Annotated in this window: 10 protein-coding genes; 5 read left to right on the top strand and 5 right to left on the bottom strand. The window is 65.8% G+C overall.

The window, feature by feature from the left end; genetic code table 11:
* Positions 1-158 precede the first annotated feature (158 nt).
* Positions 159-1,148 carry a DUF4424 family protein gene (locus tag QX073_RS25880; protein ID WP_316226604.1) on the bottom strand — a complete coding sequence of 330 codons (990 nt, stop codon included), beginning with the start codon at positions 1,146-1,148 and terminating at the stop codon, positions 159-161.
* Between the two features lie 117 nt (positions 1,149-1,265).
* Positions 1,266-2,363 (bottom strand): extensin family protein, encoded by a 1,098-nt coding sequence (locus tag QX073_RS25875; protein ID WP_316202495.1) that lies wholly within the window; start codon positions 2,361-2,363, stop codon positions 1,266-1,268.
* Between the two features lie 120 nt (positions 2,364-2,483).
* Between QX073_RS25875 and QX073_RS25870 the strand changes: the two genes are divergently transcribed.
* The 4 genes from QX073_RS25870 (at position 2,484) to QX073_RS25855 (ending at position 7,821) form a co-directional block, all read left to right on the top strand.
* Complete coding sequence (locus QX073_RS25870; protein ID WP_315752068.1) at positions 2,484-4,112, top strand: fatty-acid--CoA ligase; 1,629 nt, start codon at positions 2,484-2,486, stop codon at positions 4,110-4,112.
* Positions 4,113-4,276: 164 nt separating this feature from the next.
* On the top strand, positions 4,277-5,482 hold the full coding sequence (locus tag QX073_RS25865) for an ABC transporter substrate-binding protein (RefSeq protein ID WP_316226603.1): 1,206 nt from the start codon (positions 4,277-4,279) through the stop codon (positions 5,480-5,482).
* Between the two features lie 127 nt (positions 5,483-5,609).
* Positions 5,610-6,827, top strand: a complete 1,218-nt coding sequence (locus QX073_RS25860) for an MFS transporter (protein WP_315752070.1) — start codon at positions 5,610-5,612, stop codon at positions 6,825-6,827.
* 133 nt (positions 6,828-6,960) lie between these two features.
* Positions 6,961-7,821: a DUF1499 domain-containing protein gene (locus QX073_RS25855; protein ID WP_315715519.1), complete on the top strand. Its 861-nt coding sequence runs from the start codon at positions 6,961-6,963 to the stop codon at positions 7,819-7,821.
* 80 nt (positions 7,822-7,901) lie between these two features.
* Here QX073_RS25855 and QX073_RS25850 read toward each other — a convergent pair whose 3' ends face one another.
* The 3 genes from QX073_RS25850 to ribB form a co-directional block, all read right to left on the bottom strand.
* Entirely contained in the window at positions 7,902-8,819 is a 918-nt protein-coding gene (locus QX073_RS25850; RefSeq protein WP_316171894.1) for an MBL fold metallo-hydrolase, read from the bottom strand.
* A 211-nt stretch (positions 8,820-9,030) separates the two neighbouring features.
* Complete coding sequence (locus tag QX073_RS25845; protein WP_315715517.1) at positions 9,031-10,245, bottom strand: acyl-CoA dehydrogenase; 1,215 nt, start codon at positions 10,243-10,245, stop codon at positions 9,031-9,033.
* A gap of 64 nt (positions 10,246-10,309) precedes the next feature.
* Entirely contained in the window at positions 10,310-11,386 is a 1,077-nt protein-coding gene (gene ribB, locus QX073_RS25840) for a 3,4-dihydroxy-2-butanone-4-phosphate synthase (protein ID WP_315715516.1), read from the bottom strand.
* A 175-nt stretch (positions 11,387-11,561) separates the two neighbouring features.
* Here ribB and QX073_RS25835 point away from each other — a divergent pair, with 175 nt between their 5' ends.
* Positions 11,562-12,800 (top strand): PLP-dependent aminotransferase family protein, encoded by a 1,239-nt coding sequence (locus QX073_RS25835; protein WP_316226602.1) that lies wholly within the window; start codon positions 11,562-11,564, stop codon positions 12,798-12,800.
* Positions 12,801-12,804 lie beyond the last annotated feature (4 nt).

Raw genomic sequence — 12,804 nt, 5'->3', positions numbered from 1 at the left:
ATATCAAAAAGCCGAGAAACGCGTTTAGCATCTTTTCGAGAGCGTCGGGCAACCGGCGCTCTTTTGTTTTGGGCTGATGCTGCCTCGGACACTGGCATGAGCGAGATCATCTTCGCGCGGCACCTGCCCGACTCCGGCGTGTCCGCAGGCTCGTGCCTTTACTTGGTCCTGGCGTCGGTTCCATCGGCCTTGCCGAGAAACCGGCTGGACACGAACAGAATGTCGAGATCGCTGGTCGGGGTGTAGTCGATTGCGACGCCGCTGAAGCCGTAAGGGACCCGCTGCAGCGTCAGTCCCTGAACCGGGCAGGTCGAGACCAAGTCCGCTCTGCCCTTATCGATCTGCAGTTCGAAACGGCCAATTGGGCCATGCCAATTGGCGCCGGTTTTCAGCACATATTGGACATTGTCATACAGAATGTCAGAGCCGCCTGAGCCATTCTTGTTAGCCGCGCTTTCTCGATCGAGCAGGCGCTGCTCGGCAGCAACAAAGCCGCGATCGAAGCACCAGGGCCCACCGAGTTCGCTCGAAGTTTTGACTCGAGACACCCGGGAATCGGTCGGCGTGTACCATGAGCCATAGACAGGCCGATAGCGGTGCCTGATCGTGATCTGCTTGCCGGCCGGGAATGTCTGCTGCCAGTGAAAGCTGACACGCGTTTTCCAGATCGGAAGAATATCCTTGTCTTCGAACTCGGCCAGATGCTGGCTCCGCAATGCAGCCCCGTGGCGGACCTCGTCGAGGCTCGGATTGACCGGATCGACGCCTAGACGCCTGAGCTCCGCAGTGACATCGCGGCCGCGGTCATCAAAGGCTCTCACATCCACATCCGGCGCGATCTCCCGCCCATCACTCCAGACCTCGAAACCGACGAAATTGGCCTTGCCTTCGAAGGCGAGATTTACGGGATGCACGTTCAAGGTCTGCTGGTCGAGGTCCGGCAGTGGAAAGGCGACCAGGGTGGTAACGTCGTCTGACTCTGTGTTCTGAAACACGTAGGTGACCTCGACCAGCCGGGGCGCAATGCGCAGCACCTCCGACACCATCCGCACTTGCTGATTCTTGACCAGGGTCAGCCCGCCCGCTGCCATTGCCGCGGAGGAATCGTTGGCCCTTAGCGGACAGGTCCCGATGAGCAGCAGGACCACGCCTCCGAGGAACCGACAGCCAGACTTCCTTTGACAAGACAACTTCATCACGTCGGCGCCCCCCTCTACTTTGATACCAAAGCGCCTAGCTGGTCATTGCGATCGGCGCAACGCCACTCATGACTTGTTCTTGTGCTTCCTCTTGCCACCACTCTTGGCTGGCACAGGTTGAGCCGCGGGCGGAGACGCTGCCGGCTCCGTCTCTTCAGCTTCCGCTGCAGCGCCGTCATCAGCAGCTGACTCGGACGGGGCAGCCGCCTTCTCCGCACTGACACCGGGTGTGGCAGCCGGCCCCGCTTTGGCCGCGGCCTTGCCGCCCTTGACGTCCCCGTCCTCAGCCGTCTCGCGCGGCGGCGCATCGTCGGGACGCATCGCCGGCATCAGGGGCGCGACCTTCGGCAGCGGATCCAACACGTCCCATTGGCAGATCCGGTAATTGTTCCGCCGCTCCATCAGGTCGAGATGGATGTGATCCTCGTGGTACCAGTCGGAGTCGGGGCCGAGCACCGTGGAGAAATGGGTGCACACCGCGTGCAGCACCGCCTCGCGCAAATCGCGCGGCTGGGTGCGGTCGGTGAGATCGACCAGGCGGCCGTCGGCCAGCTTGAACCCTTGGACGTCCAGCGCATTGGCACGGCCGTGCTCCGATAACTGCGCGCCGCTGACATTGTTGCGGCCGCGACACTGATATGAATCGAAATTGTCGAGCGCGGTGACCGCGCTGCCGAGCCGCTCGGCCAGCGGCGCCACGTCGTTGCGCACCCAGTTGACGACCGCGGTCGCCATCGGACAACGCATGGTCGCCGCGGGCGTCAGCGCCACCCTGCGCTTGTCAGGCAGCACCACCGCCTCCAGCCGCACCAGGTCCTCGCCGCCGCAGCCGCCAGGCCCCTTGATCGGCGGAATCGATGGCGCGATCGCGACCTCTTCGGTCAGGGCCAGCCGGCAGGCCGAAGGCGGCGGCGGGGCTTGGGCATCCGCCTTCGGACCGCCGCTGGCCGCGTCGCGCGGAGCGGCATCCTCACCCTTGGCCGCCTGCCGCGCCGGCGCGTCGGCTGGCCGCGGCTGCGGAAGCGGCACCTTGGCAACGTCGTCGGCCGGCTTCGCTGCGGGCTCAGAGGCCGCGGGCGGGCTGCGGTGCGCCGATTTCGCGGCCGCCGCCGGCGCCGCCATGAGCCAGCTCAATGCGATCGCCACGGCCACAGCGCTAACCATCACGCCCGGCGCGACGTCGTGGCCATCACAAGCCCATTTGCGTCGGGTGCGGCGCGCGCTAAAATTGACCAAAGAGACCAAAAGACCCTCGCTGCAAGCGAATACCGGAGGAACGACCTGATGCTTGGTTTGATGCAAGACTGGCCCCTGCTTTGTCACCGGATCATCGAGCATGCGGCGACAATCCACGGCTCCCAGGAGGTCGTGACCCGCTCGGTCGAAGGCCCCATCGTTCGCACCACCTATCGGCAAATCCACGACCGCGCTCTCAAGGTCTCGCAGAAGCTGACGCGCGACGGCATCAAGCTGGGCGACCGCGTCGCCACCATCGCCTGGAATACCGGCCGTCATCTCGAGGTCTGGTACGGCATCATGGGAATCGGCGCGATCTGTCACACGGTCAATCCGCGCCTGTTTCCCGAGCAGATCGGCTGGATCATCAACCATGCCCAGGACCGCATCGTCATCACCGATCTGACGTTCGTGCCGATCCTCGAGAAGCTCGCCGACAAGCTGCCGAGCGTCGAGCGCTACATCGTGCTGACCGACGCCGCGCACATGCCGCAGACGACGCTCAAGAATGCCGTCGCCTACGAATCGTGGATCGGCGAGGCCGACGGCGATTTCGCCTGGGGGACCTTCGACGAGAACACCGCAGCCGCGATGTGCTACACGTCCGGGACCACCGGTGATCCGAAAGGTGTGTTGTATTCGCATCGGTCCAACGTGCTGCATGCGTTGATGGCCAATAGCCGGGATTCACTCGGTACGTCCGCAGCAGACACAATGCTTCCGGTGGTTCCGCTGTTCCATGCCAACAGCTGGGGCATTGCCTTCTCCGCTCCCTCGATGGGCACCAAGCTGGTGATGCCCGGCCCCAAGCTCGACGGCGCGTCGGTCTACGAGCTGCTCGACACCGAGAAGGTGACCTACACCGCCGGCGTGCCGACGGTGTGGCTGATGCTGCTGCAGCACATGCAGGCGCATAACCTCAAACTGCCGCATCTGAAGATGGTCGTGTGCGGCGGCTCGGCGATGCCGCGCTCGATGATCCAGGCCTTCCTCGACATGGGCATCGGCGTGCGCCATGCCTGGGGCATGACCGAGATGAGCCCGATCGGCACGCTCGCCACCCTGAAGCCGCCGTTCCTCGCCGCCGACGGCGACGCCAAGCTCGATGTGCTGCAGACCCAGGGCTTCCCGCCGTTCGGGGTCGAGATGAAGATCACCGACGATGCCGGCACCGAGTTGCCGTGGGACGGCAAGACCTTCGGCCGGCTCAAGGTGTCCGGTCCCGCGGTGTCGAAGGCCTACTACAAGGTCGACAGCAACATCCTCGACGATGAAGGCTTCTTCGACACCGGCGACGTCGCCACCGTCGATGAACATGGCTACATGCGCATCACCGACCGCTCCAAGGACGTCATCAAGTCCGGCGGCGAATGGATCTCCTCGATCGACCTCGAGAATCTCGCCGTCGGCCATCCCGCCGTCGCCGAGGCTGCCGTCATCGGCGTCTATCATCCGAAATGGGACGAGCGCCCGCTGCTGATCGTGCAGTTGAAGCCCGGCCAGACCACGACGCGCGAGGACATCCTGAAATACATGGAAGGCAAGATCGCCAAATGGTGGATGCCCGATGACGTCGCCTTCGTCGACGGCATCCCGCACACGGCAACGGGCAAGATCCTGAAGACTGCGCTGCGCGACCAGTTCAAGAGCTATCGCTTCCCCAACGCCGCCGCCTAGCAACCACTCCCGCTCCGCGCGAGACTCACGGCCCCTGCGCCCCGCGGGGGCCGTTTGCGTTCCGCGCAAAAAGTTCCATCGCCCTCGCCTCGACCAAAGGCGAATAGGAAGCCCATGGGCGCGTTCCTAAGGTCCGGCACCATAAAAAACGAGGGAACGCCACCATGCTAAAATCAACCCGCCTGCTGCCCTGGCTGCTGGGAGCATCACTGGCCGCCACGGCCGCTCACGCCGCTGGCAACAAGGTCGTGATCGGCGACATCGACGACATGTCCGGACTCTATGCCGACGTGATCGGGCCGGGCGGGGTCGAGGCTGCAAAGATGGCGATCGAGGATTTCGGCGGCAGCGTGCTCGGCAACAAGATCGAGTTCATGGAGAGCGATCATCAGAACAAGCCGGACGTCGGCGCTCAGAAGTTGCGCGAGTGGGCCGATCGCGACGGGGTCACCATGATCCTCGGCGGCTCCAACACGGGGGTCAGCCTCGCGATGGCCAACGCCGCCAAGGAGAAGAAAATACCGTTCATCGCGATCGGTGCCGCCGGCGCCTCGCTGACCGGCAAGGACTGCACGCCCTACACCGTCCACTACGCCTACGATACGACCTCGCTCGCCAACGGCACCGCCAAGACCATGGTCAGCCAGGGCGGCAAGAGCTGGTTCTTCCTGACCGCCGACTACGCCTTCGGCACCCAGTTGCAGGAAGCCGCGTCCAAGGTGGTCGAGGCCAATGGCGGCAAGGTGGTCGGAGCGGTCCGCGTGCCGCTCTCCACGTCGGATTTCTCCAGCTATCTGCTGCAGGCGCAGGGCTCGGGCGCGCAGGTTCTGGGCCTCGCCAATGCCGGCAACGACTTCACGAACTCGATCAAGGCCGCGGATGAATTCGGCATCGCCAAGACGATGAAGCCGGCGGCGCTGCTCGCCTTCATCAGCGACATCCACAGTCTCGGCCTGAAGACCGCGCAGGGTCTCTATCTCACCACCGGCTGGTATTGGGACCTCAACGACAAGACCCGCGCCTTCGCGAAGCGCTACTACGAAAAGACCAAGCGCGAGCCGACCATGAACCAGGCCGCCTACTACTCGGCGACGATCACCTATCTCAATGCCGTGAAGGCGGCCGGCACCACCGAGTCCGACAAGGTCATGGACCAGCTGCGCAATATGAAGATCGACGACATGTTCACGTCGAACGGCAAGATCCGCGCCGACGGCCTGATGGAGCATGAGATGTACATCATGCAGGTCAAGAAGCCGGAGGAGTCGAAGTACCCCTGGGACTACTACAAGCTGATCCAGACGATGTCCGGCGAGGAGGCGTTCGGCAAGCTTTCGGAGTCCGCCTGCCCGCTGGTGCATTCGCACTGAGCATCCGGCGCAAGCCTGACCAAGGCAGCCACGGCCCCTCCCCTTCGGCGGGGCCGTGGCGTTGCGTGCGGCCGTGGCGTTGACGTGGCGCAAGGCGGGCATGCCGGGCCGCATCTAGAAGGTGGGCATGAGTTCAAGAGCGCGCCTCCCAGCGTCCACGACATGGCGCGACATACCGTCGACGGTGCTGACGCTCGGGCTGGTATCGCTCCTGATGGATATCTCCTCGGAGCTGATCCATGCGCTGCTGCCGGTCTTCCTCGCGACCGTGGTCGGCGCCTCCACGGTGACCATCGGCCTGATCGAAGGCGTGTCCGAGGCGACCGCCGCAATCACCAAGGTGTTCTCCGGCGCACTGTCCGACCGCATTGGCAAGCGCAAGCTGCTGGTCGCAATCGGCTATGGGCTGGCGGCATTGACCAAGCCGGTGTTTCCGCTCGCCAGCACATCATGGCAGATCCTCGCGGCGCGCTTCGTCGACCGCATCGGCAAGGGCATCCGCGAGGCGCCGCGCGACGCGCTGATCGCCGACGTCACGCCGGAAGGCATCCGCGGCGCGAGCTACGGCCTGCGCCAGGCGCTCGACACGATCGGCGCCTTTGCCGGTCCCCTCCTCGCCGTGGCGCTGATGGCGCTCTACGCCGACGACTTCCGGGCGGTGTTCTGGTGGTCGGCGCTGCCGGCCACGCTTGCCGTGCTGCTGATCCTGTTCGGCCTGCGCGAGCCGGCGCAGACCGCGCCTGCGGCGCGCCGGGACTGGCCGGTCCATGCGCGCGAGCTGCGCCGGCTGCCATCGGCCTATTGGATCGTGGTCGCCACCGGCGCGGTGTTCGCCTTGGCCCGCTTCAGCGAGGCGTTCCTGGTGCTGAAGGCACAGGCCGACGGCCTCGCTCTCGCCCTGATCCCGTTGGTCTACGTGCTGATGAACCTGATCTATGCCGGCGTCGCCATGCCCGCCGGCATCCTCTCCGACCGCATCGGCCGCAACAACGTGCTGACCTGTGGCCTCGTGGTGCTGACAGCCGCCGACCTGACGCTGGCCTTCGTGCCCGGCCTGATCGGCACCGCGATCGGCGTCGCGCTGTGGGGCCTCTACCTCGGGCTGTCGCAGGGGCTGCTGTCGGCAATGGTCGCCGATACCGCCCCGCCGGATCTGCGCGGCACCGCGTTCGGCCTGTTCAACCTTGTGACCGGCGCTGCGCTGCTGGTCGCGAGCCTGCTGGCGGGATGGCTGTGGCACGCCTATGGGTCGCAGGCGACGTTCACGACCGGCGCAGCCTTCTCGATCGCAACCGTCCTGTTGATGCTGACGGCGTTGCGCAGCCGCCCAGACCGAGCCGCCTGACGCGGTCTCCGCATCAACCGCCCTCTCCGGGCCAAACGCCTCTTGAATTTGCGCGATCCGCGTGGTCTCACACGGGGTGATCCGGCCGCCCGGCAACGCAGGCAGCGGCCCAACCCCGGCAGTTCCTGACACGATGGCACGCAGGTTTCACGCCCCCTATCTGTCGGAGCCGATCTCCAGCCTCGCGACCTGGACCCGCAATCTGGCGGTGTTCTCGGTCGTCGCCGTGCTGGTCTCGATCCTGATCCTGCGCTTCGATTTTCTGGAGATGAAGCCGGCGCTGGCGACGTTCTTCGGCGCGCTGGGGCTCGCCGTGCTGTCGATCCTGCTCGGGCTTGCCGCCTTCGTCGCGATCTGGCGCAACGGCAGCCGCGGCATGAGCCGGATCCTGCTCGCCTTCATGATCGATGCGGTGGTGCTGGCCTATCCGGCCTACCTCGCGCTCCAGTACCGCAAGCTGCCGAAGATCTATGACATCACCACCGACCCGATCGATCCGCCGCGCTTCGAGGCTTTGGCGCCGCTCCGCAACGGCGACGGCACCAACACGGCCGTCTATGCCGGGCTGTATTCAGCCGAGCAGCAGCAGAAATTCTATCCGGACATCGAGCCGGTGCAGATCGAACTGCCGCCCGATCGCGCCTACGCGATCGCCCTGAAGCTGGTCAACCGGCGCAAATGGTTCGTGGTCGACGAACGCGCGCCGCAGCCGCCGCGCCGCGTCGGCCGCATCGAGGCGGTCGCGCGCACGCCGATCATGGGCTTCCGCGAGGACATCTCGATCCGCATCCAGCCCGACGGCGAGGATTCCCGCGTCGACGTCCGCTCCGCCTCGCGCTATTTCGAGTCGGATATCGGCAGCAATGCCGCGCGCGTGACCAAGCTGATCGAGGACCTGTCCAACGCCGGCGAGGCCGAGGCGCAGAAGCCGGTGAAGAAGGTCACGCCGCCGCCGGTGGCGGCGAAGGGCAATGCGAAGACGGTGAAGAAGTGAGCGGGGCGAATGGCGAATAGGGAGTAGCGAATAGGGAACGAAGTCTTCCCGGCTCGCACTCTTCCCCTACTCGCTATTCGCTACACCAGCCGATACGTCCCGCCGATCACCGGATCACCTTCCGTCGCGACCACGCCGCGGGCGACGAGGTCTTCCAGATGGGCCAGCACGGAATAGCCGGCCGCGGTGGTGAGCCGTGGATCGATGCCGATATAGATCGCGCGCACCATGGTCGGGATGTCGGCCTCGCCCTTGGCGAGGCGATGCAGGATCGAGGCCTCGCGGGCCTGGCGGTGGCGCATCAGGAAGCGCGTGTAGCGCGGTCCCTCCGGAATTTCCGGACCGTGACCTGAGAAATACAGTTCCTCGGGCCGCGCGGCGAGCCGCTCCAGCGAAGCCATGTAGTCGACCATCGAACCATCGGGCGGCGCCACGATCGACGTCGCCCAGCCCATGACGTGATCGCCGACGAAGGTGGTGCTGCGCTCGGCCCAGGCGAAGGCGAGATGGTTGGCCGTATGGCCCGGCGTCGCCACGGCCTCGACCCGCCAGCCCCGCCCTTCGATCACATCGCCGTCAGCAACGGTGACATCCGGCGCAAAGTCGCGGTCGACGCCGGATTCCGGACTGTGCTTCTCACTCTCGTAGCGCGGCCGCGAGGCGCGATGCGGGCCCTCGGCATAGACAGTGGCGCCGGTCGCGGCCTTCAGCCGGCCGGTGTTCGGCGAGTGATCGCGATGCGTGTGCGTCACCAGGATGTGCGTGACGGTCTCGCCTCTGATGGCATCGAGCAGCGCCTGCGCATGGGCCTCGTTGTCCGGACCCGGATCGATGATCGCGACGTTGCCGGTCCCCACGATGTAGCTGACCGTGCCGGTGAAGGTGAACGGACTCGGATTGTTGCAGAGGACGCGGCGAATGCCCGGGCGGACCTGCTCGACGACGCCCGCCCGAAGCGGGAAGTTGCGGTTGAACGGGACGTCGTCATTCTCGGCCATGGCGTGCCTTCCCTGTGCATGGGGCAGATCGCCTGCCTCACTCGCTGCCGTCATCCCCCGCGAAAGCGGGGGATCCAGTACTCCGAGACGGCGATGAGCCTCGATGGGCCGGTGATCGCTGGATCGTCCGCTTTCGCGGACGATGACAGCGAGGGCGCAACGGCGACCGCGTATACCGCCCTATGCAGCGAATGGGCGTCGCGCACAGCAGTTAGAAGAACGCCTGAATGCCGGTGATGGCGCGGCCGAGGATCAGCGCGTGGACGTCGTGCGTGCCCTCGTAGGTATTGACCGTCTCGAGGTTGGCGGCATGGCGCATCACCTGATACTCGATCGAGATGCCGTTGCCGCCGTGCATGTCGCGCGCGACGCGGGCGATGTCGAGCGCCTTGCCGCAATTGTTGCGCTTGACGATCGAGATCATCTCCGGGGCCATCTTGCCCTCGTCCATCAGGCGGCCGACGCGAAGCGAGGCCTGCAGGCCGAGCGCGATCTCGGTCTCCATGTCGGCGAGCTTCTTCTGGACCAGCTGCGTGGCAGCCAGCGGCTTGCCGAACTGCTTGCGGTCGAGCGTGTACTGACGGGCGCGATGCATGCAATCCTCGGCGGCGCCGAGCACGCCCCAGGAGATGCCGTAGCGGGCGCGGTTGAGGCAGCCGAACGGCCCCTTGAGGCCGGACACGTTGGGCAGCAGCGCGCTCTCCGGCACCACCACGCCGTCCATCACGACCTCGCCGGTGATCGAGGCGCGCAAGGAGAGCTTGCCGCCGATCTTCGGCGCCGACAGGCCCTTCATGCCCTTCTCCAGGATGAAGCCACGGATCTGGTTGTCATGCGCGGCCGACTTGGCCCACACCACGAACACGTCGGCGATCGGCGCGTTCGAGATCCACATCTTGCTGCCGGTCAGGCGATAGCCGTCGGCCACCTTCTCGGCGCGGGTCTTCATGCCGGCCGGATCGGAGCCGGCATCCGGCTCGGTCAGGCCGAAGCAGCCGACCCACTCGCCGCTGGCGAGCTTCGGCAGATATTTCTTGCGCTGGCTCTCGTCGCCATAGGCATAGATCGGATACATCACCAGCGAGGACTGCACCGAGTTCATCGAGCGGTAGCCGGAATCGACGCGCTCGATCTCGCGTGCCACGAGGCCATAGGCGACGTAGCTCGCATTGGCGCAGCCATATTCCTCCGGCAGGGTGATGCCGATCAGGCCGAGCTCGCCCATCTCGTTGAAGATCTCGCGGTCGGTCTTCTCCTCGAGATAGGCCTTGGTCACGCGCGGCAACAGCTTGTCCTGGGCGTAGGCGCGCGCGGTGTCACGCACCATGCGCTCGTCCTCGGTCAGCTGATCGTCCAGCAGGAAGGGATCGTCCCACTGGAAGCTCGACTGGGCCGGCTTGTCCTTTGCCTGAGGGCGCGCGCTCATGAATGGTCCTTTCGCGTCTCGCTGCGCACGGGTCGCAGCAGTTGAGAGGTTAAATCCTGGAAGTTCAGCCTTCAAGCCGCTCGTTGGCGACGATCTCGATGCCGAAACCCGACAGGCCCTTGTAGTCATGCACCGACGACGTCAGGTTCCGGATCGAGGTCACGCCGAGATCACGCAGGATCTGCGCACCCACGCCGACCTCGCGCCACTGCCGATGGCGATCGGCCTCCGCGGTATGCGGCTCTTCGACCGGCTCGACGGGAACGCCGGCCGCGCCGTCGCGCAGATAGATCAGCACGCCGCGACCGGCCCGCTTGAAGTGCTGCAGCACCGCCTGGATACGCTGCGGACCTGCGATCAGATCCTTCACGATGTTGGGCTTATGCAGCCGCGTCAGCACGTTCTTGCCGTCGCCGATGCCGTTATAGACGAACGCGGCGTGGGTGATCGGATCGAACGGCGAGCGGTAGGCGAAGCCCTGCAGCGGCCCGATCGGGCTGTCGGTCGTGAAGGTCGACACCCGTTCGATCAGCTTCTCGCGCGCCTGCCGGTACGAGATCAGATCGGCGATGGTGACATGCTTGAGATTGTGGGCCGCGGCGAAACGAACGACCTGCTCGCCTTTCATGACCGTGCCGTCGTCGTTCATCAACTCGGAGATGACGCCGACCGGCGGGAGCCCGGCGAGCTTGCAGAGATCGACCGCCGCCTCGGTGTGGCCGGAGCGCAGCAGCACGCCGCCGTCACGCGCGATCAACGGGAAGATATGGCCGGGGCGCGCGAAATCAGCGGCACCGGCATTCGGGTTGGCGAGCGCACGACAGCAGGAGGCGCGCTCTTCGGCCGAGATTCCGGTGCCACCGTCCGGCTTGTAGTCGATCGAAACGGTGAAGGCCGTGGTGTGGTTGGAATCATTGTGCGCGACCATCGGGTCGAGCCGCAGCCGCCGCGCGTCGTCGGCGGTGATCGGCGCGCAGACGATGCCGGAGGTATGGCGAATGATGAACGCCATCTTGTCGGGCGTGCAGAGCGAGGCGGCGACGATGAGATCGCCCTCGCCCTCGCGGTCGTCGTCATCGGTCACGACGACCATCTCGCCCTTGGCGAAGGCGTACAGAACTTCCTGGATCGAGTCGGCCATTGCAAGTCTCGCTGCTTTTCCGGGCTGCTTTAGCCGGGATCGCAGGCGCGCGCCAGAGCGGCGGAACCGCCGCTCGAAGGTCGCCTTCCCCGGGAAAAGGACCGGCCCTGCCAGGACAAGCGCCCTGGTATCTGTTTAAAGTCGCCTCAAATCGAGAACAAGGGAGCCGCGCCTCATGGCCGCATTCGATTTTGCACCCCTCCTCAGCCCCGGCCTGCCCGCACCCGCCGCGCGCTGGACGGGACTCGCAAAATACAGCTTCGTCGGCGGCAACAACGACGCCGATGCCGTGCCCGTGGAGGGCTTGCGCGCGGCCGCCGACGCCGTGCTCGCCCGCGAGGGACGCGCGCTCGCCACCTACGGCCTCGCGCACGGGCCTCAAGGCTACCGGCCGCTGCGGGACTTTCTTGCCGCCAAGCTGACGCGGGACGCGGGCATGTCGGCACGCGCCGACGACATCATGATCCTGTCCGGCTCGCTGCAGGGCCTCGACCTCGTCAACCAGGCGCTGCTCACGCACGGCGACACCGTGCTCGTCGAACAGGACAATTACCAGGGCACGCTGACGCGGCTGGCACGACTGGGCGTCAAGGTCATCGGCATCCCGCTCGACCAGGACGGCATGCGAACGGATGCGCTGGCGACGGTGCTGGCCGATCTAAGGGATCGCGGCATCCGGCCGAAATACATCTATACCATTCCGACGGTGCAGAACCCGACCGGCACCATCATGCCGGAAAGCCGGCGGGCCGAGCTGCTGTGGCTGTCGCGCGCTTATGGCGTACCGGTGTTCGAGGACGACTGCTACGCCGACCTGATCTGGGACGGCAAACGGCCCCGCGCGATCCACGGCATGTCCGACCATGGCGGTGTGATCCACCTCGGATCGTTCTCGAAGTCGGTCGCGCCGGCGTTGCGGGTCGGCTTCCTGGTCGCCCCCTGGGAGATCATGTCGGTGCTGCTGTCCCTCAAGACCGATGCCGGCTCGGGTGCGCTGGAGCAGATGGTGCTCGCGGAATATTGCAGGCCGCATTTCGCGACCCACGTGCCGCAGTTGGTGCGGGGACTGCGCGCCAAGCTGGACACCCTGATCGAGGCGCTCAACGCCGAGTTCGGCACCGCGGCCGAGTTCGCGCCGCCCAGGGGCGGGATCTTCCTCTGGGTCAAGCTACCGGACCAGGTTGACGCGATGAAGCTGTCACAGGCAGCGCTCAAACGCGGCGTCTCGATCAATCCGGGACCGGAATGGTCCACCGACGCCGCGCATGCGCGGAGCCGCCTGCGGCTGTGCTTCGCCAGCCCCTCGCATCAGGAGATCCGCGAGGGCATCGCAGTCCTCGCCGACGTCTGCCGGGAGGAGTTCGGGGTCCCATTGCGCTCATCCAATGTGGAGCGGACGCGCGCGATCGAGTGATCGC

The organism is Bradyrhizobium sp. SZCCHNS3052, assembly GCF_032484495.1.
Classification (GTDB): domain Bacteria; phylum Pseudomonadota; class Alphaproteobacteria; order Rhizobiales; family Xanthobacteraceae; genus Bradyrhizobium.
Note: the sequence above shows the minus strand (reverse complement) of the source record. Positions and strands in the feature narration are given on the sequence as shown.